Annotated in this window: 20 protein-coding genes and 2 tRNA genes; 13 read left to right on the top strand and 9 right to left on the bottom strand. The window is 68.2% G+C overall.

Annotation, left to right across the window (positions count from 1 at the left end; genetic code table 11):
- The first annotated feature begins 17 nt into the window (after positions 1-17).
- Positions 18-1,772, top strand: a complete 1,755-nt coding sequence (locus AB0P21_RS10010; RefSeq protein WP_363695321.1) for an aminotransferase class V-fold PLP-dependent enzyme — start codon at positions 18-20, stop codon at positions 1,770-1,772.
- Here AB0P21_RS10010 and AB0P21_RS10005 read toward each other — a convergent pair.
- The 3 genes from AB0P21_RS10005 to orn form a co-directional block, all read right to left on the bottom strand.
- A complete protein-coding gene (locus AB0P21_RS10005; RefSeq protein ID WP_363695319.1) occupies positions 1,762-1,968 on the bottom strand; it encodes a hypothetical protein in 207 nt (68 codons plus the stop codon). The two genes, AB0P21_RS10010 and AB0P21_RS10005, sit on opposite strands and share 11 nt — an antisense overlap.
- A 628-nt stretch (positions 1,969-2,596) precedes the next feature.
- Positions 2,597-2,669, bottom strand: a tRNA-His gene (locus AB0P21_RS10000).
- Positions 2,670-2,721: 52 nt separating this feature from the next.
- Positions 2,722-3,330, bottom strand: coding sequence for an oligoribonuclease (orn, locus tag AB0P21_RS09995; protein ID WP_363695318.1), 609 nt, complete (start codon positions 3,328-3,330; stop codon positions 2,722-2,724).
- A gap of 205 nt (positions 3,331-3,535) precedes the next feature.
- On the opposite strand from orn, the gene AB0P21_RS09990 reads away from it, so the two are divergent.
- The 3 genes from AB0P21_RS09990 to AB0P21_RS09980 all read left to right on the top strand — a co-directional run bounded on the left by AB0P21_RS09990 (position 3,536) and on the right by AB0P21_RS09980 (position 7,715).
- Complete coding sequence (locus tag AB0P21_RS09990) at positions 3,536-6,733, top strand: tetratricopeptide repeat protein (protein WP_363695316.1); 3,198 nt, start codon at positions 3,536-3,538, stop codon at positions 6,731-6,733.
- Between the two features lie 57 nt (positions 6,734-6,790).
- Positions 6,791-7,159 (top strand): M23 family metallopeptidase, encoded by a 369-nt coding sequence (locus AB0P21_RS09985; RefSeq protein ID WP_363695314.1) that lies wholly within the window; start codon positions 6,791-6,793, stop codon positions 7,157-7,159.
- Positions 7,160-7,229: 70 nt separating this feature from the next.
- Positions 7,230-7,715 carry a GNAT family N-acetyltransferase gene (locus tag AB0P21_RS09980; RefSeq protein ID WP_363695312.1) on the top strand — a complete coding sequence of 162 codons (486 nt, stop codon included), beginning with the start codon at positions 7,230-7,232 and terminating at the stop codon, positions 7,713-7,715.
- 47 nt (positions 7,716-7,762) lie between these two features.
- Here the strand turns inward: AB0P21_RS09980 and AB0P21_RS09975 are convergent, their stop codons facing one another.
- On the bottom strand, positions 7,763-7,966 hold the full coding sequence (locus AB0P21_RS09975; protein WP_026163488.1) for a cold-shock protein: 204 nt from the start codon (positions 7,964-7,966) through the stop codon (positions 7,763-7,765).
- Positions 7,967-8,189: 223 nt separating this feature from the next.
- Positions 8,190-9,596 carry an MFS transporter gene (locus AB0P21_RS09970; protein ID WP_363695311.1) on the bottom strand — a complete coding sequence of 469 codons (1,407 nt, stop codon included), beginning with the start codon at positions 9,594-9,596 and terminating at the stop codon, positions 8,190-8,192.
- A gap of 58 nt (positions 9,597-9,654) precedes the next feature.
- Here AB0P21_RS09970 and AB0P21_RS09965 point away from each other — a divergent pair, with 58 nt between their 5' ends.
- Positions 9,655-10,089, top strand: coding sequence for a MarR family transcriptional regulator (locus AB0P21_RS09965; protein ID WP_363695310.1), 435 nt, complete (start codon positions 9,655-9,657; stop codon positions 10,087-10,089).
- Here the strand turns inward: AB0P21_RS09965 and AB0P21_RS09960 are convergent.
- Positions 10,086-10,862 (bottom strand): hypothetical protein, encoded by a 777-nt coding sequence (locus AB0P21_RS09960; RefSeq protein ID WP_363695308.1) that lies wholly within the window; start codon positions 10,860-10,862, stop codon positions 10,086-10,088. The genes AB0P21_RS09965 and AB0P21_RS09960 overlap by 4 nt on opposite strands.
- Positions 10,863-10,932: 70 nt before the next feature.
- Between AB0P21_RS09960 and AB0P21_RS09955 the strand changes: the two genes are divergently transcribed.
- The 3 genes from AB0P21_RS09955 to AB0P21_RS09945 are packed head-to-tail and all read left to right on the top strand — an operon-like array spanning position 10,933 to position 13,241.
- Complete coding sequence (locus AB0P21_RS09955) at positions 10,933-11,754, top strand: EamA family transporter (RefSeq protein WP_363695307.1); 822 nt, start codon at positions 10,933-10,935, stop codon at positions 11,752-11,754.
- On the top strand, positions 11,754-12,428 hold the full coding sequence (locus tag AB0P21_RS09950; RefSeq protein ID WP_363695306.1) for an alpha/beta hydrolase: 675 nt from the start codon (positions 11,754-11,756) through the stop codon (positions 12,426-12,428). The genes AB0P21_RS09955 and AB0P21_RS09950 overlap by 1 nt, the downstream gene beginning before the upstream one ends.
- A gap of 39 nt (positions 12,429-12,467) precedes the next feature.
- Positions 12,468-13,241: an alpha/beta hydrolase gene (locus AB0P21_RS09945; protein WP_363695305.1), complete on the top strand. Its 774-nt coding sequence runs from the start codon at positions 12,468-12,470 to the stop codon at positions 13,239-13,241.
- Between the two features lie 3 nt (positions 13,242-13,244).
- Here AB0P21_RS09945 and AB0P21_RS09940 read toward each other — a convergent pair whose 3' ends face one another.
- Positions 13,245-13,634 (bottom strand): helix-turn-helix domain-containing protein, encoded by a 390-nt coding sequence (locus AB0P21_RS09940; RefSeq protein WP_363695303.1) that lies wholly within the window; start codon positions 13,632-13,634, stop codon positions 13,245-13,247.
- Positions 13,635-13,725: 91 nt separating this feature from the next.
- Here AB0P21_RS09940 and AB0P21_RS09935 point away from each other — a divergent pair, with 91 nt between their 5' ends.
- Positions 13,726-14,121 (top strand): nuclear transport factor 2 family protein, encoded by a 396-nt coding sequence (locus AB0P21_RS09935; RefSeq protein WP_363695302.1) that lies wholly within the window; start codon positions 13,726-13,728, stop codon positions 14,119-14,121.
- Positions 14,122-14,170: 49 nt separating this feature from the next.
- On the opposite strand, the gene AB0P21_RS09930 is transcribed toward AB0P21_RS09935, so the two are convergent.
- The gene (locus AB0P21_RS09930) at positions 14,171-15,148 is read right to left on the bottom strand and encodes an aldo/keto reductase (RefSeq protein ID WP_363695301.1); all 978 of its coding nucleotides are present in this window, start codon (positions 15,146-15,148) and stop codon (positions 14,171-14,173) included.
- 110 nt (positions 15,149-15,258) lie between these two features.
- Here AB0P21_RS09930 and AB0P21_RS09925 point away from each other — a divergent pair, with 110 nt between their 5' ends.
- The gene (locus tag AB0P21_RS09925; RefSeq protein ID WP_363695300.1) at positions 15,259-15,546 is read left to right on the top strand and encodes a YiaA/YiaB family inner membrane protein; all 288 of its coding nucleotides are present in this window, start codon (positions 15,259-15,261) and stop codon (positions 15,544-15,546) included.
- Between the two features lie 66 nt (positions 15,547-15,612).
- On the opposite strand, the gene AB0P21_RS09920 is transcribed toward AB0P21_RS09925, so the two are convergent.
- Positions 15,613-15,686, bottom strand: a tRNA-Arg gene (locus AB0P21_RS09920).
- Between the two features lie 198 nt (positions 15,687-15,884).
- Here AB0P21_RS09920 and AB0P21_RS09915 point away from each other — a divergent pair.
- The 3 genes from AB0P21_RS09915 to AB0P21_RS09905 all read left to right on the top strand — a co-directional run bounded on the left by AB0P21_RS09915 (position 15,885) and on the right by AB0P21_RS09905 (position 22,609).
- A complete protein-coding gene (locus tag AB0P21_RS09915) occupies positions 15,885-17,471 on the top strand; it encodes a PrsW family glutamic-type intramembrane protease (protein ID WP_363695299.1) in 1,587 nt (528 codons plus the stop codon).
- 90 nt (positions 17,472-17,561) lie between these two features.
- Positions 17,562-20,954 carry a dynamin family protein gene (locus AB0P21_RS09910; RefSeq protein ID WP_363695297.1) on the top strand — a complete coding sequence of 1,131 codons (3,393 nt, stop codon included), beginning with the start codon at positions 17,562-17,564 and terminating at the stop codon, positions 20,952-20,954.
- Positions 20,951-22,609 (top strand): GTPase, encoded by a 1,659-nt coding sequence (locus tag AB0P21_RS09905; RefSeq protein ID WP_363695296.1) that lies wholly within the window; start codon positions 20,951-20,953, stop codon positions 22,607-22,609. The genes AB0P21_RS09910 and AB0P21_RS09905 overlap by 4 nt, the downstream gene beginning before the upstream one ends.
- Positions 22,610-22,611 lie beyond the last annotated feature (2 nt).

The following is a 22,611-nucleotide window of genomic DNA, read 5'->3' as shown; positions in this document are numbered from 1 at the left end:
GGCCTTACCCTGACGCCATGACTATCCAGGGGGAGAGCCTGACCAGCGCCGTGACCGAGCCGGTCGGTGGCCGCGAACTGATGCCGCCGGACACAGCGCTGCTGGCGCGGATCCGCGCCTCGGTGATCGGCGACGACCAGGTGATGCCGGGCCCGTACGGCCCGCGCCGGGTCACGTACGCCGACTACACCGCGTCGGGTCGGGCGCTCGGTTTCCTCGAGGACTTCATCCGCGAAGAGGTGCTGCCGCGGTACGCGAACACGCACACCGAGTCCAGCGGCACCGGCCTGCAGACCACCCGGCTGCGCGAGGACGCGCGCAAGATCATCCACGACAGCGTCGGCGGTGACGACGAGACCGCGGTGATCTTCTGCGGCTCCGGCGCGACCGGCGCGATCGACAAGCTGATCGGCATCCTCGGCCTGCGCATCCCGGCCCAGCTGGACGACCGGTACCACCTGACCGACACGATCCCGCCGGAGCAGCGGCCGGTCGTCTTCATCGGCCCGTACGAGCACCACTCGAACGAGCTGCCGTGGCGCGAGTCGATCGCCGACGTGGTGGTGATCGGGCAGGACGCCGACGGGCACATGAACATCCCGCAGCTGGAGAGCGAGCTGGTCAAGTACGCCGAACGCCCGCTGAAGATCGGTTCGTTCTCGGCCGCCAGCAACGTCACCGGCATCGTCAGCAACACCCACCGGGTCTCCGCGCTGCTGCACCAGCACGGCGCGCTGTCGTTCTGGGACTTCGCGGCCGCCGCGCCGTACATCGAGATCGACATGTACGGCGGCCGTGACGCGGATCCGCTGGCCTACAAGGACGCGATCTTCCTCAGTCCGCACAAGTTCATCGGCGGCCCCGGTACGCCGGGGGTGCTGGTGGCCCGGCGCGAGCTGATGCGCAACCGCGTTCCCGACGTACCGGGTGGCGGCACGGTCGCGTTCGTGAACCCGACCGAGCACCGCTACCTGGACGACCCGATCCACCGCGAGGAGGGCGGCACCCCGGCGATCATCGAGTCGATCCGGGCCGGCCTGGTCTTCCAGCTCAAGCAGAAGGTCGGCATCGAGGTGATCCGGGCGCACGAGGACGCGTACCTGCGGCGCGCGGTCGAGGCGTGGCGTGACGAGCCTGGGATCCAGATCCTCGGCAACCTGGACGCCGAGCGGCTGTCGATCGTCTCGTTCGTGGTCAAGGCGCCGTCAGGTCGGTACCTGCACCACAACTACGTGGTCGCGCTGCTGAACGACCTGTTCGGCATCCAGTCCCGCGGCGGCTGTTCGTGCGCGGGTCCGTACGGGCACACGCTGCTGGACATCGACCTGGCACGCTCGGCCGAGTTCGCCGAGGAGATCGTGCACGGCTGCGAGGGCATCAAGCCCGGCTGGGTGCGGGTCAACTTCAACTACTTCATCTCCGAGGCGGTCTTCGAGTACGTCGTCGAAGCGGTTCGCCTGGTCGCGCGAGAAGGCTGGCGCCTGCTCGGCGACTACCGCTTCAACCCGGCGAACGGTCTCTGGAAGCACTACCGCGGCCCGGTCGAGCCGCCGATGCGCCTGTCCCAGGTCGGCTACGACGCGGACGGCAAACTCCGCTACCCCCGCCACAACGACACCGCCCCCGAGGAAGCCCTGGCCGGCTACCTGACCGAGGCCCGCGAACTTCTGACCGCCTGCGGACACGCGGACACCGACCCGGAGGCGACCGTCAACGAGGAGTTCGACCACCTCAGATGGTTCGACCTCCCGTCGAGCTGCATCACGAAGTAGCAGCCCGCAAGGCTTTCTCGTACTCGCCGCTTTCCCCCACGGTCCAAGGCACCCCGTTGAGCAGCAACGTCCGCTCGCCAACGGGTGCTTTGGTGACCGCAAGCACCGGCTCGGCCTTCAGGTGGCAGCCGCCGCGAAGAGTCCGCTGGGTCACCCGTAGGTCGATCGCACCCGGCCCTTCGGCGTACGTGACCACCTGAGGCTTCTGCGCACACCCGGTCGGCGTAGCCACGATCAAGATGAGCTGCCGAGGATTCCCCTTAACAACCTGCACTTCCATCACCCCAGCCGCAGTAGGTCGAACCACCCGCTGAGTAGGCGAAGCACTAGGGGTCGATACAGCCTGGGGAACACTCACAGGCTTCTCTTCAGGCGCTGAGGATCCGAAGACTTTCGCCAGCACGAACACACTGAACGAAAGCACCCCGACCAAGAAGGTCACCAGAACAGCAACCCCGTACCCGAACCACACACTCCCCGACGCTTTCACCCAAAGGATCCTCGCAGCCGAAGAACTTCAAACCAACTAGACCCGCCACACCTGCCCCTGGAGGTTGGTGGACTAACTACCTGGGGCCTCTGGCGGGCGTAGCTTTCACCCGCCTACGACCGCTCGTGGTCCCGCCGCCTGTGGGGCGGGTGAAAGCAGCAGCTGTTGAGCATGCTCGGCATGGCCACACCTGCACCCAACCGCCCACATCAACCCCAGACAAGGGGGTGTGGGTGGCGAAGCCCCCACCACGCACCGAGCGGAGCGAGGTGCAGAAATGCCGAGGGCGACCCGCTCTGCGTACTTCCGCAGACACAGGTCGCCCTCGTCCGAGGGTGAGTAACGGGACTTGAACCCGCGGCCCCCTGGACCACAACCAGGTGCTCTACCAGCTGAGCTATACCCACCATGTTTCTCACCGCCTGGATCAGCGCGGCTCGGCAATCATAGCGATGAAGGTCAGATACCTGAAATCGGGGCGCTGACCAGGCTGGCGGCGGCCTTGGCGGTGTCGGTGTCGGGGCCTGGCTGGGGGACGAAAACGGTCTGCCGGTAGTAGCGCAGCTCGGCGATCGACTCGGTGATGTCGGCCAGTGCGCGGTGGTTGCCGTTCTTGGCGGGGGTGGCGTAGTAGACCCGCGGGTACCAGCGGCGGACGAGTTCCTTGATGGAGCTGACGTCGACGTTGCGGTAGTGCAGGTGGGACTCGACCTTGGGCATGTCGCGGACCAGGAAGGTGCGGTCGGTGCCGACCGAGTTGCCGGCCAGGGCGGCCTTGCGCGGCTCCTTGACGTAGCCGGCGATGAAGTCGAGCACCTGCTGCTCGGCGTCGGCGAGCTCGATGCCCTGCGGCAACTCCTCGAGCAGGCCGGAGCCGGTGTGCATGTCGCGGACGAAGTCGCCCATCTGCTCGAGGGCAGCCGGGGGTGGTGCGATCACCAGGTCGATCCCGTCGCCGAGCACGTTCAGTTCGTAGTCGGTGACGAGCACAGCGACCTCGATCAGGGCATCCTTTTCGAGATCGAGTCCGGTCATCTCACAGTCGATCCACACCAGCCGGTCGTTCATGGGCACCCACCTTACGGCGACACGCCGACTCGGTCGCGCCCGGTAGCGTCTCCGCCGGGCGTGGCGGCGGCCGGACGGCGTACCGTTTGCCTCGCGCAACTGCTTGTCCAGGGGGTCCGTGGCAGCACTGTTGCGGCGCCACTACCCACAGTGCTGTGCTGTCTCTGTGCCGTGGGAAGCGTCTTGGGGGGAGAGGGGTGGGGCTATGCAGGGGATGGTCGGACGGCCGCGGCTGACCAAGCTGTTGAGTGAGGGCGCTCGGCGCCGCTTGCTGACGGTGGTGGCCGACGCAGGGTTCGGGAAGTCCACTCTGCTCGGCTCCTGGGCTGCAGAGCGGCCCTGCGCTTGGTACACGGTCCGGGCCGAGGACCGCTCACTCGCTGCGATGGTGACCGGTCTGGTCGAGGCACTGCGCCGCCAGGTACCAGCACTGTCTGCCGTGCTCGCTGCTGAGCTCCAGGGGCCGCGCGGCCCTGATGCTGATGCCGAGCAGAGCACCAGAGCTCTCGCGTACGCCGCTGTGCTGGCTGACGCGCTCGAGCAGAACCTCACCACCGACCTGGTGCTCGTCCTGGACGACCTGCACGAGCTCAACCCCGGAGATCCGGCCACCAAGCTGATCGAGTGCCTGGTGCGAGTCGCGCCGCCTTCTCTGCATCTGGTGGTCGCATCCCGTACGCCCATGCCCTTTGGCATAGACCGGCTGCGGGGCCGGGGCCAGGTGCTGGAGATCGATGCGACGGCGCTGGCGTTCACCGTGCAGGAGACGCTCGCGGTGCTGGACGTAGTACTGGGTGAAGGGTCTGAGGAGCTCGCCGAGCCGTTGCAGGCCGCAGTACAGGGGTGGCCGGCGGCTGTGCGGCTGGCGGTCGAGGCCCTGCGGACTGTGCCGGCCGCGGACCGCCAGGGGCGTCTGCGGAGGGCAGTGCGTTCAGATGGTCCGCTGTACGACTACCTGGCAGAGGAGGTCTTCGCCGCAGAGCCTGCATCCGTACGCCGGTTGGTCGCGGCGGTTGCTGTCCTGCCGAGGTTCAGCGCCGAGCTCTGTCAGGCGATCGGGCTCACCGAGAGCTCGGAAACCCTGCAGCAGTTGCGTACTAGAGGACTCCTGGTCTCTGCTGGGGAGGTGGATGGCTACGAGCTCAATCCGCTGGTCCGCGACTTCGCCATCGATCGCCTGTCCACCAACGAGAGCGGGATGGCCGACCTGACTCTGCAAGCAGGACAGTGGTTCGAGTCGATCAGTGACCACCGGGACGCGTTGGCCTGCTACCAGGCAGTGGACCCGGCACACGTCGCCCGGATGCTCACTCAGCGAGGGCACGCGATGGTCAGCGGCGGGATGGCCGAGACGGTTGTCGTGGCCGTCACCTCCCTGCCTGATGACCTGCATGACGCCGCAATGGACCAACTGGAAGGCGAAGCGCGGCAGGTGCTCGGCGACTGGCAGGGCGCGGAGAGGTGCTTCGCTCGGATCATCGAGCCGGAAGGCGAGATCCCGGTCGCCATTGCCTGGCGGCTCGGACTGATCCACCACCTGCGTGGCAGGACCGACGTAGCAGTTGCCATGTACCGGCGGGGGCGGATCGACGGGCAGCACCCGGCAGACGAGGCGCTGCTGCAGGCTTGGTGGGCCGGGGCGCACTGGCTGCGCGGAGAGTTCGACGAGTGCCGTGAGTTGATCGCCAGCGCCGAGATCTCCGCCAAGGTGTCCAGTGACGACCGGGCGCTCGCCATTGTCCATACAGTGTTGGCCATGCTGGCTGCTGTCGACAGTGACCCGCGTGGCAATGCGTCCCACTATCTGCGGGCGTTGGAGCATGCGGAGCGAGCAGGCGACCTGCTGCAGTCGATCCGGATCAGGGTCAACCGTGCTTCGCACCACATCGCCGAGGGCGACTATGCGCGCGGCCTGGCCGAGCTGGAGATCGCACTGGAGTTGGCAGACCGGGCCGGTTTCGCCGTGTTCCGTGCGCTGGCACTCAACAACCGTGGCGAGGCACTGCTGCGCCTAGGCCGGCTGGACGAGGCCATTGGCGAGTTGGAGGCGTCGCGGGCGCTCTACCAGAAGCTGGAGTCGAAGCGGGTCGCACAGCCCCTCGCAGTACTGGGGGAGGTCTATCGCGAACGCGGTGACAGGGCGATGGCCAGAGCTTGTTACGAGGAAGCCATTGCGATGGCAGACGACACCAGGGACATGCAGTCGTTGGTGCCGTCGTTGGCCGGCCTAGCGCGGGTCCTGGCCGTGGAGGAGCCCGAACGAGCTGCAGAGCTTGCCGAGATCGCCAAGCAGGCAGTGGCTTACGGGCCCGTCCCGGGATTGTCCGGCGCACTAGTAGCGCTGGGCTGGGTGACGCTGCACGCGGGCAACAAGGCAGAGGCTGCAGCTGCTGCCGAGGAGTCTGCCGCGCTCTGCCGTCGCCGCCGCGACCGGGCCGGGCTGGCCGACGCACTTGAGCTGTATGCGGCAGCGGACGGCGGCGAGGTGCTGCACGAAGTACTGAACATCCGGCATGAGCTGGGCGATCCACTAGGACAGGCACGGGCTGAATTGATGTTGGCAGGACGTACCCCGGGCGCTGAAGGCCGTGAGTTGGCACTGAGGGCTCACCAGCAGTTCCTGGCCGCCGGAGCCACCCGGTACGCCGCGGCCGCTCTTGCCGCCAGCCAGCAGACAGGGCCGGCCCCGGTCCGCATCGAGTGCCTAGGCGGTTTCCGCGTACTACGGGACGGCAAGGCGATCCAGCTAGGCGAGTGGCCCTCCAAGAAGGCTCGCGACCTGCTCAAGATCCTGGTGGCCCGCAGGTGCCGCCCGGTGGCCCGAGTGCAGCTCCTGGACCTGCTCTGGCCGGACCAGGGCGAAGCAGTCGCCTCACCCAGACTGTCGGTCGCCCTGTCGACTGTGCGCTCGGTGCTCGACCCGGACAAGCACTTCCCGGCTGACCGCTTCGTCGGAGCCGACCGGGCCACCATCTGGCTTGACGGCGACCAGACGTCCGTCGATGTCGAGGGCTTCCTCCATGACGCCCGTAATGGCCTGGACAGCAACAGCATGCCGCTGCTGCGCGCGGCGGAGGCGGCGTACAGCGGGGACTTCCTGGAGGAGGACGTGTACGCCGACTGGGCCGCCGGGATGCGGGAAGAGGCCAGGGCGCTCTATGTCCGCGTCGCGCGCGTGCTTGCCGAGCGGGGCAAGGGTGACCCCGACGCAGCCGCCGGGTATCTGCTGCGGATCCTCCAGCGCGACCAGTACGACGAACGCGCGCACCTGGGGCTGGTAGCGGCCTTCCAGGCGAGTGGAGCCCACGGCGAAGCCAGGCGGGCCTACCGGACCTACATCCAGCGCATGGGCGAGCTGGAGGTCGAGCCGGCGCCCTACCCGGCGGTGCCCGCACGGGTCTGAGATGTGATCGAGACCCACCTTTAAGACTGGCAGAAGGTTTGTCAGCACCCTCTTGGCATGGCAGCTCCGGTACACAACGCGGACGTGACCTGCGAGTTCGGGGTCGCAGGCGACGGCGGGCACGGCTTCCACTCGGGCCGTGACTACCGTGCCGCCGCCGGTACGCCGATCAGGGCCACCATGGCCGGGGTCGTGGTACGGGTGTCGGCTGGGCAGGTAGTGGTCGAGTCCAATGCCATCTGGCATCTGTACGACCACCTGGCCGAGCCGGAGGTGCGTCAGGGCGACACGGTGGAGACAGGGGATCGCCTTGGCGCGGCTGCCGGACCGCATCTGCACTACGAGGAGCGCGTCACGCCGTACGGGGAGGGGGACCGGCGTAACCCGCGGTTCGACCTGCATCCGAACGCGCCGGTGCACGCGTAGCGGGGGAGGTGGCGTCGGGCGGGCCGGCAGTGGAGGGAGCTGCCGAGCCGCTCGCCGCTACCGTCGACCCATGATTGCCACCACATTCGCTTCCGAGCGGCTCGTGATGCAGCCGCTGCAGGTCGAGTACGCCGACGCGATGGCTGAGGTGCTCGCCGACCCTGCGCTCTACACGTTCACCGGTGGCGAGCCGCCGACGGTCGAGAGTCTCGTGGAGCGCTACCGGCGGCAGGTGGCCGGTCCGGGGCGTGAGGGGGAGTCGTGGCTCAACTGGGTGATCAGCGTCACGCAGTACGACACGCTGGCCGGGTATGTCCAGGCCACGGTGATCGGTGACGAGGCGGAGATCGCCTGGGTGGTGGGGACGAGCTGGCAGGGCCAGGGCTTCGCCAAGGAGGCCGCGATCGCTCTCGTCGGCTGGCTGGACGCACACGGGGCACAGCGGATCACCGCGACCATCCACCCGGACCACACGGCCTCAGCCGGAGTCGCTGCCGCCGCTGGACTCAGCAAGACGGATCAGTTGGTCGACGGGGAAATTCTCTGGGTCAGATAAAAAGAACAAGCCCGGCCGAAAACGGCCGGGCTTGCTCAAGCGGTGGTTCAGACCGGGCGGACGTTCTCCGCCTGCGGGCCCTTCGGGCCCTGGGTCAGGTCGAACTCGACCTTCTGGTTCTCATCGAGCGAACGGTAGCCGTCCGCCGCGATCGCCGAGTAGTGCACGAAGACGTCGGCGCCGCCGCCGTCCTGAGAAATGAAGCCGAAGCCCTTTTCACCGTTGAACCACTTCACTGTTCCGCTGGCCATGATCTGCTCCTTGTGTGGGGCGGGTAACAGGTCCCGACGGTCGCCGGTCCCCTGGTTGCCGAACGAGCCCTCCCACACCGGACCGAGGCCCAGAAATGAGAAAACGCCCTGCGGATCACAAATCCGCGGGCGTTTCAAAAACGAACGGGGAACTGCAAAACTGCAACCGTCGGAAACGGTAGCACACCGTTGCCGCCCGCACCCGGAGGACCGGCAGGAAAATTCACCACGCGCCGCGATGGTCCGGAACGAGCAGGGTCAACGGCACGATCAGCAGCAGCACGGCCGCGAAAACCACGAAGCTGTGCGACTGGGCCAGCCCGCCGTTCTCGGCGTGCGACAGCAGCGTGGTGGTGACCGAGACGGCGACGATGCCGCCGGACTGGCGGAACATCCCGCGCAGGCCGGCGATCGCCGAGATCTGGTCCGGGGCGAGTTGCAGGCTGGCGTTGTTCGAGGCCGGGATGGACAGCCCCATTCCGACGCCCGTGACGCCGGCCGCCAGCGCCAGCCACCCGTACGGCGTGAGCCCGTGCGGCGCGAGCGCCATCAGCGTCATCCCGCCCGCGACCAGCAGGAAGCCGCCGATCATCGGTGCCCGGTACCCGGTCCGGCGGAGCGCGAAGACCGCCAGCCCCGCCACGCAGATCATCCCGACAGCCCTTGCCGTCAGCAACGTTCCGGCCTGCAGCGGCTGGATTCCGTACCGCGATTCGGCGTACAGCGGGACCAGCGCGCCGAAGCCCAGCACGGCCGCGCCGAAGAGGAAGTTGATCGCGTTCATCGCACCGAAGCCACGGCCGCGCAGCAGGTTGATGGGGATGAACGGCGCCGCGCTGCGATTGGCGTGTCGCACGAACAGGAAGCCGAGTACGACGGCGATCACCTCGGCCGCGATGAACAGCGGATCGGTGGGTTCGGCGCCGCTGCTGCCGAGCGAGCTGATCCCGTACATCCCGAACAGGATCGTCAGGGTCAGCAGCACCGCGCCGACCAGGTCGACCTTGGCGGCCGGCTTCGGCGTACTGCGGGGGATGAAGCGCAGACCGAGCCCGATCAGCAGCACCCCGATCGGCACGTTGACGATGAAGATCTCCCGCCAGGACCAGTAGGTGACGATGATGCCGCCGATGATCGGGCCGAGGATGCCGCCGATCGGGAAGATCGAGGTGAACATCCCGATCGCGCGGTCCCGGTCGCGGCCGAACTGCTCGGAGACGATCCCGGTCGCGGTCGGCATGAAGGCGCCGCCGCCGATCGCCTGGAAGGCCCGGAACACCACCAGCAGGTAGATGTTGTCGGCCAGGCTGCAGCACAGCGAGGCCACCGTGAACAGCACCGCGGCGCCGAGGAAGACGCGCTTGCGGCCGAACTGGTCACCGAGCCGGCCGGCCAGCGGCATCACGATGATCTGACCGAGCGCGTAGATGGTGATCGTCCAGCCGCTCCAGTTCAGCTCCGCGTGCAGGTCGCCGCGGATGGCGTTCAGCGCGGTCGCCACTATGGTCTGATCGATCGAGGCCATCAGCAGCGCGATCGAGACGATGCCGAACACGATCCGCCGGTGGGCCAGCGGCTCGTCCGCGGCCGGATCGGCGGTCTGTTCGGCTGCTGAACTCGACGGTGACATCGATCAGCAGACTACATTGCTTGCCAGCAGGCAATAAAGGGGTGAGATGAGGGGTGAGATGACCGATACCGAGACGCTGAGCAAGCTGCGCGGTGTGATCTCCAAGCTCGCGCGCGAGCTCAATGCCACCGCCACCGGCGAGGGGCTGACGCCGACCCAGGCCTCGGTGCTGGGGCTGATCGCCTTCCGCGGCCCGCTCGGCCTGACCGAGCTGGCCCGGCTCGAAGGCTTGAACCCGACCATGCTGTCCCGTGTGGTCGGCAAGCTGACGGAGCTCGGCCTGATCCAGCGCGACCCCAATCCTGAGGATCTCCGTGCGATCCGGGTCGAGGCGACCGAGGCCGGCCGGCAGTTGCACGAACGCGTGAAGCTTCTGCGGACCGAGGCGATCGGCGGCTGTCTCGATCAGCTCCCGGAGCAATCGTCGAGGACGATCATCGAGGCGCTACCGGCCCTCGAAGAGCTGGCCAAGGCGATGCGGTCGTCCCACTAGTGCGCGTCGGCGCCGCGTACGTCGTACTGGTCGGGCGTGAGGTCGCAGGAGAGTGCGCAGCCGGTCGTCCCGCACTCGCAGGCGAAGGGGAACGGCCGCTGTTCCCGTACTCCGATGTCCGCCAGCCACAGCCGGATCTGACGACACGCAGCCAGATTCTCGATCCGCCGCTGCCTGCTCAGCTCGACGCCGGCCGCTAGCGACGGCTGCGGCCCCAAGGCAGTCGCGACCGCCGCTGTGATCGCCTCCCAGTCAGGCTCCGCCGACACCTCGATCAACGTCCGCCCGTACTGCGCTGCCTCCTGCCGCACCCGCGCGGCCAGCACCGCGTCCCGCGCCATCAACCCCTCTAGTCGAGCGCGACCAGCCGGATCGTCGATCCCCTCGAGCCGCGCCTCCCGAGCTCGGCGAGTCTGCTCCGGATCCGGTAGCAGCCACACCGCGGCGACTACGCCGTCGGCGACCATCGACGGATACAACTGCGGCCCCTCGACCAGTGCCGGAACCTCGCCGAGCCCTCGCGCCCGCACGTCCTCGACGACCAAGTCGAGCCGCGTCCGCCCGATCCGCACGAACGCCTCCGCCGCGAACTCCGGCCCCTCGGCCAGGTCTTCCGCCAGCGGTCGCAACGGCGGCATCCGCCCCACGTGGTCATAGGTCCACAGATCCACGGGATGCAACGGCAGATCCAGCTCGCGCGCCAGCCTCCGCGCGATCGTCGACTTCCCGGCTCCCGGCGCCCCACCGATCCACACCATTCGCGGCCATGTCATCGGTCATGCTTATCAGATCAACGCGTCAGTAGACAGTGTCTACGGCGATGGTGTAGACACTGTCTACGTGATGGTCCTGGGGCTGCTGACGGCGGCGGCGTTCTGCCACGCGGGCTGGAATCTGCTGATGAAGACCTCCGGTGAGCAAGGGCCGCAGTTCGTCTGGCTGTGTGCGGCCATCGCCGCGCCGCTGTCGGTTGTCGTGCTCGTCTGGTACTTCGTCCGCGGCGAGCTGGGCGTGACTTGGCAGGCAGCGCTGGTCAGCATGCTGCTCCACACGGCGTACTCCGTCGTCCTGCAATGGGCCTACAAGACCGGCGACTTCTCCGGCGTCTACTCGGTCAGCCGAGGGGCGACGCCGGTGATCGTCACGCTGGCGGCCATTCCGTGGATCGGCGGGCCGTCGCTGCAGGTTTGGTGTGGCGTCGCGGCGGTGCTGTTCGGCGTACTGGTGATGGATCGGGTGGCACCCGGCCGGGGGAGTCTGAAGGGCCTGGCTGTCGCGGCCTGCAGCGCCGGCTACACGCTGTGGGACGGGTACGCGATCGCTTCACTCGGCGCGCAGACGCTGCCCTATCTGGCTGTCACCAACGTCGGTCAGCTCGCCGTGCTGACGCTGGTCCTCGCGCCGCGCCGGCGGCTCACGCGGGCCGTGTTCGCGTCCTGGCGTCGCGCGATTCCGATCGCGCTGCTCACACCGGCCAGCTACGGGTTGGTGCTGGTGGCGATGTCCTTGTCGCCGGTCAGCACGGTCGCGGTCGGCCGCACCCTCAATGTTGCTATTGGCAACCTTCTGGGCCTGGCTGTACTCCGTGAGCGACTCACCCGCACGGCAGTGGTCGGCTTGACCGCAGTGGTGGCCGGCGTCCTCCTCGTCTCGATCGGAGCCTGATGAAAGACCTGGTTTGCCTGCATGCCGCCGGGAGCAGCCCGGCCACCTGGGACGAGGTGCTCCCCGGGCTGACCGAGCTCGGCTATCGCGTCCACCGCCCGATCTTGCTCGGTCATCGCGGCGCGGCGCGACAGTCGTCGTACTCGTTGAACGACCTCCGCGACCAGGTACTGCGCGACATAGAACGGCTTGGCGAGGTGACTCTGGTCGGAGCGTCGCTCGGTGCCTTCGTGGCCACTACTGTCGCGACCTACGAGCCGGGCAGGGTCGCGCGGTTGGTGCTGGAGGAGTTGCCGGTTCCGCCACGCGACGCGCAGGACGGTCCGCCCAGTCGGCAGTCCGGCAGTGGTCTGGTGCTTCGGCTGATGGGTTTGCTCAACCGCGGTCGCTTCGACCCGGTGATGCTCCGCCAGGTCGTCGCCGAGTTGCGCGCTCCCCGCCCGCAATGGTGGGACGCGCTGTCGTCGATCACTGCTCGGACTCTCCTGCTGGCAGGAGGAGGCGCAAGCCACCTGGACCAGTCGCGCTTCGATCTGGTGGCGAAGGTGATGCCTGCTGCGACCCTCACGACGATCGACGTAGGTCATCGGATCCATGCCAAGGCCCCGGACCGCTGGCTCGCGGCGGTCACGGACTTTCTCCGCTCACCTCGCTGTGACCCAGGTCATAGCTGACTGGTGTCTTGCTGGAGCGGCATCGATCGACGGAGGGGTATGGACACGATCAGCTCTTCCGACGGAACCATCATCGCCTACGACACCTTCGGCAGCGGACCGGGACTGATTCTGGTGGCCGGCGCCTTCACCGACCGCTCGTACTACGTACCGCTGGCGACCGCGCTGTCGTCGTCGTTCACCGTCATCACCTACGACCGTCGCGGCCGAGGCGACAGCACCGACAGCACGCAGTACTCGGTGGAGCGGGAGATGGAGGACCTTGCTGCTCTCCGTGAAGCCACCGGTGCTGTCTTCGCGTCGGCCGACTCGTCCGGCGTCATGCTGCTCCTGCGCGCGGTCGCGGCAGGCGTCGGCTTCGAAAAGCTGGCCCTGATGGAACCGCCGTTTCGAGTCGATGGCGCACCCCCGGCCCCGGTCCGTTACCTCGAACGCCTGCAGCGCTTCGTCGCCGACGGGAACCCCAGCGCCGCAGCCGAACTGTTCATGGTCGAGGCGGTCGGTCAGCCGCAGGAGCTGGTCGACAGCTTCAAGGACACCCCGATGTGGAAGTCCCTCGAGGCGATGGCGCCCACCCTGGCCTACGACGCCTTGCAGATGGGCGACAGCTCAGTACCGGTGGAGTTGCTGGCGTCCATCTCGATCGACGTCCTCGCCCTGCACAGCACCGCCAGCCCGGCCTGGCTCCAAGACTCGACCCGGCAGACCGCCGAGGCTCTCCCGAACGCCCGGCTGCTCGGCCTGCCTGGCGAGTTCCACCAGGTCTCACCCGAGATTCTCGCGCCGGCGCTGGACGGCTTCTTCAACGGCTGAGGGTCAGCGGTCGTCGTAGGCGTCGCGGGCGGCCAGTACTTCGGGGATGTGCTCCTCGGCCCAGCGGCAGAGCGCAGTCAGTGGGCCCTGCAAGGTGCGGCCGAGCGGGGTCAGCTCGTACTCGACGCGGGGTGGGACCTCGGGGTACGAGCGGCGGGTGACCATGCCGTCGCGTTCCAGGTCGCGCAGGGTGTCGGTGAGCACCTTGCCGCTGATGCCGTCGAGCGCGGTCCGGATGTCGCCGAAACGCAGCGGGCCGTCGTCCAGGACGACGACGGCCATCGCGGTCCACTTATTGGCGATCCGGGCCAGCGACGTGCGGGACGGGCACTGGCTGGACAGCACGTTCCAGTTCTGGCCGGGCGGGGGAGTATAGGTCTTGTGCTGTGTCATCGCCGGACCGCCATTAGTTACGTTGAGGTTAATGGTCACCAATAGTAAGTATTGATCTCCAGCAGGACAAACGATCCGATCTGGAGGAATCATGAGTGACCCGGTGGCAGTGGTTCAGCAGTACTTCGACGCGCTCGCGGCGAAGGATTTCGCCGCCGTGGCGGGCTTCCTGGCCGACGACCTGGTCTGGCACCAGCCCGGTGGCAACCGGTTCTCCGGGCTGCAGAGCGGCGCCGGCGCGGTGAACGCGATGATCGGCGCGATGATGGAGATCAGCCAGGGCAGCTTCGAGCTCGCGCTGACCGGCCCGCCGATGCTGAACGGCGACGACCTGGTGGCGGCCCCGATCCACTTCACCGCCCAGCGTCCGGGCGCCGACCTCGGCCAGGACGGCGTCGACCTGCTGAAGGTTGCCGACGGCAAGATCGTCGAGGTCTGGCTGTTCTCCGCCGACCAGCCGGCCGAAGACGCCTTCTGGGGTCGCTGAACCGCCGGGGCCGGACCAGTACGGGGTACTGGTCCGGCCGGCTGCTAGGTCAGTCGGAAGGGATGGCGTCGAGGACGGCGAGTTGCTCGGCGGACAGCTGGATCGAGCCGGCCGCGAGGTTCTCGGCCAGGTGGGCGGGGTTGCTGGTGCCGGGGATCGCCAGGACGTGCGAACCCTTCGCCAGGGTCCAGGCGATCCGGATCTGGGCCGGGGTCGCGCCGTGCTCACGGGCGATCGCGACGACCGGGTCCGAGTCGGCGACTCCGCCTTCCTCGCGCCCGGTGGCGGTGACGGCGAAGAACGGGACGAAGGCGATACCTTGCGCGCCGCAGGTGGCCAGCATGGTGTCGTTGACGCGGCCGAAGCCCACGCCGTACCGGTTCTGAACTGCGACCACCGGCGCGATCTCCTGGGCCTGCGCGAGATGCTCGCCGCGGACGTTGGACAGACCCAGGTGCCGGATCATGCCGGCCTCGCGCAGCTCGGCCAGAATGCCGAAGTGCTCCGCGACCGAGGTGAGGCCGGTCTGGCGCAGGTACACGAGGTCGAGCGTCTCCAGGCCGAGTTGGCGCAGGTTGTCCTCGACCAGGCCACGCAGTTGGTCGGGTCGGGCCAACCCGTGCTCGAGCGGGCCGACCTTGGTCGCGATCAGGAGGTTGTCGGAGTACGGGGCGAGGGCGCGGCGGATCGCGTCGTTCGCCCAGTCGACGCTGTCGAACCCGTGCTTGTCCCCGGCCCGCCCGTACGACGGGTAGAAGGCGGCGGTGTCGAGGTGGTTGACCCCCAGCTCGACGGCCTGCCGGAGCAGCGCCGTCACTCGCTCGCTGCCGGCAGCGAGCGCGTCCGGAGTACCGGCTGGGCGGTGGGCGATCGGACCACTGCCGCCGAGGCGTTTGGTGCCGAATCCGATCCGGTTGACCAGCTGATCGCCCAGGCGCCAGGACCCGGCGGGATTGGGGGACTTGCGCCCCGCTTCGTCAGATGCTACGGTTGAGGCGAGATCTGTGTTCACATCTGTCCTATGCATGAGGACAGGATAAGGCCGTCGCCCGTTCAGGGCCAGAGCCGTGGACCAGATCTTCTGCTTTGAGTAGTTCAGCTCAGGCGCGACGCCCGCTCCGCGCCGACGATGAGGGCATGACGAAACCGATCCAGCCCTCGCAGACCCAGGCCTTCTACCTGCAGGCGATCCTGTCCTTCGGCATCTCGATGACCGCCATGACGATTGCCATCGTCTACCTGCCTGCGGCCGGCTGGATCCGGGCCTTCCTGGCCCTCGGCCTGCTGTACCTGGTCACCTCGACCGTGACGCTGTGCAAAGTGGTCCGGGACCGCCAGGAGCTGTCCGTCGTCACCAACCGCGTCGACCAGGCCCGCCTCGACAAACTCCTCGCCGACCACGACCCGTTCCGCGTCGACGCCTGACCTTCGACGCCTGACCTTCGGCCCCTGACCTTCGGCCCCGGCCGGATTCCCTCACGTCCTGTACTGCGCGCCCGGCAGGATTCGAACCTGCGACCAACGGATTAGAAGTCCGACGCTCTATCCAGCTGAGCTACGGGCGCTCTCGGGCCGGGATCTGGGTCCGGCACGGATCAGAGTCTCTCAGATGGTGGGGTGATCACGCTCGTGGGTTCCTTCGGCGGGGCGGAGCGGCGGACGGGCGGCTCCGGCTACTGCGAAGTACAGGCTTGTCGTTCCATCACGGTAACGCCGAGTGGGCGGTCCTGCCGTGTGGAGGGCTCTACAACTAGGCTGCCTGCATGAGTTACCCCTCTCCAGGCACGCCCGAGTCGCCGCAACCGGCGACGGGGGCCGTCGGCGCGCCCGGCGGACCGCCGCTGCCCAACCGGCTCGGCAAGCATCCGGTCCCAGGTCAGCGACGCAACCAGGGCATCCTGATCGGGGTCGTCGTGGCGGTCGCGTTCGCGATCGCCGGGCTCGGCATCTTCGCGATCGTGGCGAAGTCGACCGGCGCCGGCGGGTTCATGTGGGGGCTGGTCTTCGCCTTCATCCCGGTGATCCCGGTGATCGCCCTGTACCTGTGGCTCGACCGGTACGAGCCGGAGCCGGCCAAGTACATCCTGACCGCGCTGTGCTGGGGCGCCTTCATCGCCACCCTGGCCGCCATCTTCATCAACACCCAGGTGTCGGAGTGGATGCACGAGTCCGGCAGCGGCGGCAACCGGTCGGCGGTGTTCGTGGCACCGCCGGTGGAGGAGTTCGCGAAGGGCTCGATCATCTTGTTGCTGGCGCTGCTGCGCCGCAAGGAGTTCGACGGCATCATCGACGCGCTGGTCTACGCCGGCATGGTCGGCGTCGGCTTCGCCTTCACCGAGAACATCCTGTACTACGGCCGCATCTTCAACCAGCTCTCCGAGGAGGCCGGCAGCGACGCGGGTCTGCGCGGCGCGTTCGTGCTGTTCGTGATTCGCGGGCTGATCTCGCCGTTCGCGCATCCGCTCTTCACCTCGTTCACCGCGATCGGGATCGGGATCGCCGTCCGGCACCGCAGTACCGCGGTGCGCTACCTGGCCCCGATCGTCGGCTACCTGACCGCCGTGCTCGCGCACGGACTGTGGAACGGCGGCGCCAGCTGGGCCGGTGGCGGCGGCTTCATCACCGTCTACCTGTTCTTGATGGTGCCGATCTTCATCGCGATGGTCGTCTTCGCCCTGATCATGCGCTCCCGCGAGGGGCAGATGATCGCGTCCCGGCTCTACGACTACGTGCGGTTCGGCTGGCTGATCCCGCAGGACGTGCCGCTGATCGCCACCCTGCGCGGCCGCAAGGCGCTCCGCCAGAACGCCAAGCGGTACGGCGGACAGGCGGAGGCCGCGGCCAAGGCCTTCCAGCAGAACGCGACCGAGCTGGCCTACCTGCGGGACAAGATCGTCCGCCAGGTGATCGGCCCGGAGGCGCTGGAGACCGAGAAGAAGCTGCTCGACGAGCTCCGGGCGCGGCGCCCCAGTGTGCCGTTCCCGCCGATGCCGGCGTTCGCGCAGGCGGTTCCGCAGTACCAGGGGGTGCCGAATGGACCGCAGTACCCGGGCGGGCCGCAGTACCAGGCGCAGCCGTACCAGGGGGTGCCCGCGGGCCCTCCGCAGTACGGCGCGCCGCAGGGTGGGGCTCCGCAGTACCAGGATCAGCCGCAGGGGCCGCCGTACCAGGGCGGACAGCAGCAGGGGACTGGTGGATACCCGCCCGGTCAGGCGGGTTATCCGCCTCCGCAGCAGGGGTACCCGTCTGGGCAACCCGGCTACTCAGCGGGCCAGCCCGGTTACCCACCGGGACCCCCTGGACCGCCCGGAACGCCGGGAGGATACGGTCCCTATCCACCGTCGCAGTGACTGCCACCCGTCCACGCCGCCAAACGGGGATGAAGATGACTTTGCTTCTGCGCTGTCCGACCGGGCACTCTGTGCTCGTGGGCGGTAGCCGTGGCTGACACCAGGCCAGCTGGTGAGGGTTCGGAGCGTTCGGGAGAGCCGAAGGTTCCGGCCCAGGATCAGCCTGTCTCCGAACTGGCCCGGCTGATCGAATCCGGACCGGGTTCGGGGTCCGGGGCTGATGCCAAGGGCAAGGGCTTCTGGCGCCGGCGGAAGCGCAAGGCGGGCGGTGCTACGTCCGCTGCTGCTCCGGCTGAGCCGGATGCGGATGCTGTTGCTCCAGAGGTGTCTGCTGCTGCAGGTGCCACCGACGCTGTGGATGCGACCGCTCCTGCTGATGCCACCGCTCCTGCGGATGCTGTTGAAGCGGATGCCGCCACGGCTGATACTGCCGGCTCCGAAAAGTCTGCGGAGGCGGGCGCGGATGCCAGTGCCGCCGCGGAGTCCGACGGTCAGGTAGAAGACAAGGCCGCCGCTCGCCCGAACGATGACGCCGCCACCACGCAGTCGACCGCAGGGGAACCCGTAATCAAGCAGCCGACCGCCGGAGGCTCGTCTGCCGAGCAGGCGACCACCGGAGATCCTTCAGCCGCACAGGCGCCCGCCGGTGAGCCCGCAGCGGAGCAGGCGACCGCGGCCGACCCCACGGACCAGGCGACGGCTGCTGAGGGGACCTCCGACGAGCCGGCGACGGCGGAGAAGGTATCCGCCAAGGCGTCCGACGCTGAGAAAGCGCCGGTTGAGAAGGCGGCGGCTGAGACGGATGTCGAGCTTTCCGCCGAGATGGTGACCGACGAGTCTGCGCTGGCGACCACTGGCGAGGAAGACGCGCGCCCAAAGGTCGGCGTCACCTATGAGCCGGACGAGTCGGCTGATGGGTTCCCGCTCGAGTACGGCGAGATCATCATCGGACTGCCCAAGGGTTTGGGTGAGGACGACGAGCTCACGACGGACTCCGAAGCGGCGGCGCTGGAAGACGAGTTGATCGCCGCCCACGAGGCGGAGACCGAAGACGTCGCACACGCGAACCCCGAGGACGCTGCAGAGGCCGAGCCCGAGAAGGTTGCCGAGGCTGAGCCCGAGGAGGCCGCCGAGGTCGAGCCCGCGGTTGCAGACGGTGCAGAGCCCGAGGTTGCTGAGGCTGATCTGGAGCCTGAGCTTCCCGAGGGTGAGCCGGAGTCTGCTGCCGAAGTGAAAGACCAGCAGGCGCCTGCTGCTGCGGGCGACGCCGACGCCGAGCCAGAGCTAGACGCCGAGTCGGACGCAGAAGCAGATGCAGGCTCTGGCACGGAGCCCGCCGCTCAGTCGACGGCCGATGCGGAGCCGAAGGAAGACGCCGAGCCGAAGGCTGATGCAGACGCCGACGCGGAGTCGGAGTCTGGCGCCGAGGCCGACTCTGTTGCTGGCGCCGACACCGAAGCTGAAGCAGTGGCGGCCGTTGAAGCTGACACAGCGGCCGACGCCAACGCCGCAGCAGATGCTGACTCGGACTCAGCGGCGGGCACCGACGCAGACACGTCGGCAAGTGCTGACGAAGACACCCCGGCGGCTCCTGAGACTGCTGCTATCGCGAGCTTTGCTGCAGTCGGCGGTGGCAAAACCACCAGCGACAAGCCCGCAGATGACGACGCCTCAACTGACGCCACCACCGACACCGTCACCACCGGCGACGCCGACACCACCACCGACGAGCCCGCGGAAGCCGCACCGGAGAAGTCGGTCGAAGAAGTAGCGACCGAGCAAGCAGCAATGGCGCTCATCACCGCGCTCATGAAGCTCCGCGGCGCGCTCGCATCCAGCCGCTTGCCGATCGACGTAGTCGGCGCCGACGAAGCCCGTCAGCAGCAGAAGTCGATGCTGGATCAGCTCGACGACTACATCCTGCCGCGCCTCGTCCAGCTCGAAGCGCCGGTCCTCGCCGTGGTCGGTGGTAGCACTGGCGCGGGCAAGTCGACGCTCGTCAACAGCTTGATCGGGCAGGTCGTCAGTGAGCCCGGCGTACTGCGTCCGACCACCCGCTCGCCGGTGCTGATTCACCACCCGGCCGACGCCGAGTGGTTCACCGGCGATCGAGTACTGCCGCAGATGGCGCGTTCCAGCGGTGACAGCCCGGGTGGGATGGAGGATCCCGGGCAGATCCGGCTGGTTGCCGCTGACACCATTCCGCAGGGGCTGGCGGTTCTCGACGCGCCTGACATCGACTCGGTGGTCGAGGCCAACCGGGATCTCGCGACCCAGCTGCTTGCGGCCGCTGATCTCTGGCTGTTCGTCACCACCGCCGCCCGGTACGCCGATGCGGTGCCGTGGGAGTTCCTGCAGAGCGCCTCGGACCGCAGTACCGCGGTCGCTGTGGTGCTCGACCGGGCGCCGGCCGACACGATCGACGACATCACCGGGCACCTCGCCCAGATGCTGCTCGAGCGTGGGCTCGGCGACTCGCCGCTGTTCAGCATCAAGGAGACCGTTGTCGACGGCAACGGGATGCTCGCCAGCGATGTGGTTGCCTCGATCAAGGACTGGCTGGTCGACCTGGCGGCTGACCAGGAGGCCCGCTCGGCCGTCGTCCGGCGCACGCTGCAAGGCGCTGTCACCGCGATGACCAAGAAGACGCCGGCCTTCGCCAAGGCGGTCAGGGCGCAGGCCGACACCGTGGTGGAGCTGCGCTCGACCGCTGAAACGGCGTACGACCGGGCCGTCAAGGACATCGCGAAGGCGACCCAGGACGGCACCATGCTGCGCGGCGAGGTGCTGGCCCGCTGGCAGGAGTTCGTCGGGACCGGCGAGCTGCTCAAGGGGCTGCAGACCAACATCGGCCGGATGCGCGACAAGGTCCGTACTGCGGTGGTCGGCAAGCCGCCGCCCACCCGGGACCTCAAGGACGCCGTCGAGTCCGGCCTGGAGTCGTTGCTGCGTGAGCACGCCGAGGCTGCTGCCGAACGTGCCGAGGAGTCGTGGCAGTCCACGGCGCCGGGCCGCCAGTTGCTGGCCGCGGGCGACCGCGACATGGGCCGGATGTCCAAGGAGTTCCCGGCCGAGGCAGGCCGCGCAGTACGCGAGTGGCAGGGCTATGTGCTCGACCTGGTACGCCAGGAAGGCGCCGACAAGCGCAGTACGGCGCGCATCCTCGCGTACGGCGTCAACGGTCTCGGACTGGCCCTGATGGTCGTCATCTTCGCCAGTACTGCGGGCATCCCGACCGGCGCGGAGGTCGGCGTCGGCGCCGGGACCGCTGTGGTCGGGCAGAAGCTGCTGGAGGCCGTGTTCGGCGATCAGGCCGTTCGCACCCTGGCCGCCAAGGCCCGCGACGATCTTGACGCTAGAGTTCATGCTTTGATGGATGCCGAATTCGCCCGCTACCTGGCTGTGCTCGACCAGCATCCGGTCGATCCGGACGCACCCAGGCAACTGACGGAGGCCGCGCGCGCGGTGGAGGACTGCACGTGACGGGACTTGTGGATACGGTCAAGGGCCTGGTGAGGGGCTCCACTGATGTCCTGACGAAGATCGAGGCGCTCGAAGATGCTGCCGAGGCCGGCCGCGGACGGCTGGACCAGGTGGTTCTGAGCGAGGCATCACAGATCGTGGACCGGGCCAGCCAACGGCTCCGGATGTCCGGCGATCTGACGGTGGTGGCGTTGGCCGGTGCGACCGGTTCGGGTAAGTCGTCGCTGTTCAACGCGCTGACCGGGCTCGACCTGGCAGCGATCGGGACCCGGCGACCGACCAGCTCGATGCCACTCGCCTGTGTCTGGGGCGAGGAGCCCGCTGGTGAACTCCTGAACTGGCTGGGGATCCCGCGCCGGCACCAGGTGCAGCACCGCAGCTCGCTGGAGGGCGCGCAGTCCGAGGACCTGGACGGGCTCGTCCTGCTGGACCTGCCCGACCACGACTCGACCGAGGTCGAGCACCGGCTGATCGTGGACCGGCTGGTCGAGCTGGTCGACGTACTGGTCTGGGTGGTCGATCCGCAGAAGTACGCCGATGCCGCGCTGCACAACCGCTACATCAAGCCGTACGCGTCGCACTCGTCGGTGATGGCGTTCGCGCTGAACCACGCGGACAAGCTGACCGACGCGCAGCGCAAGAGCTGCCTGGCCGACCTGACCCGGCTGCTCAAGTCGGACGGTCTCAAGAACCCGCAGCTGGTGGCGACCTCGGCGATGAGCGGCGACGGGCTGGACGATCTGCGCGCCCTGCTGGTCAAGCGGGTCAACGCCAAGCGCGCCGCGCGGGAGCGGCTCGCCGCCGACGTGGACCGGGTCGCCGACCGGATGGCGAGCCAGTGCGGCAACGCCAAGACGCCGGAGATCGCCAAGTCGGACATCACCGAGCTGGTGGACTCGCTGTCGGACGCCAGCGGCGTACCGGTGGTGGTGGAGGCCGTACGCCGGTCCTACTTGCAGCGCGCGACCGCTGCGACTGGATGGCCGGTCACTAAGTGGCTGGGCCGGTTCCGCCCGGATCCGTTGCGGCGCTTGCATTTGGGCCAGCAGAACAAGGCTTTGCGGAAGTCCGCGTCCAACGAGGTGTCGATCGCTCGCTCTTCGTTGCCGGCAGCAACACCTGTGCAACGCGCGCGGATGGACACCGCAGTACGGAACATCACGAACAAGGCAGCAGCCGGTCTGTCCCGCCCGTGGGCCGATTCAGTCCGTACTGCGATCCGCCGCCGCGAGGAGTCTCTCGGCGACGAGCTGGATCAGGCAGTCGCGCGTACTGACCTCGGCGCCAACAACACCCCTGGCTGGTGGGCCGCAGCGCGTTTCCTGCAGTGGCTGCTGTTCCTGGTTGCCCTCGGTGGCGCGGTCTGGCTCGTACTGGTCGGCTTCCTGCAACTGCAGGACCTGACGCTGCCCAAGTGGGAGGGCATCCCGTACGCGACGATCATGCTCATCGGCGGCGCGCTGCTAGGGGTAGCGGTCTCGGTGGCCTGCCGCCTCTTCGCGACGAGCGGCGCCAACCGCCGGGCTCGCCTAGTGGCCAAGGCGCTTCGCAGCGAGCTGGAGAAGGTTGCCGACAGCCACGTCGTTGCCCCGGCCCGCGACGAGCTCGACGCGTACACGGTCTGCCGCGACAAGCTGGCCATCGCCCGCGGCTGACC

Source organism: Kribbella sp. NPDC056861 (genome assembly GCF_040687575.1).
Classification (GTDB): domain Bacteria; phylum Actinomycetota; class Actinomycetes; order Propionibacteriales; family Kribbellaceae; genus Kribbella.
The sequence above is the reverse complement of the archived record's forward strand: the minus strand, read 5'-3'. Positions and strand labels throughout refer to the sequence as shown.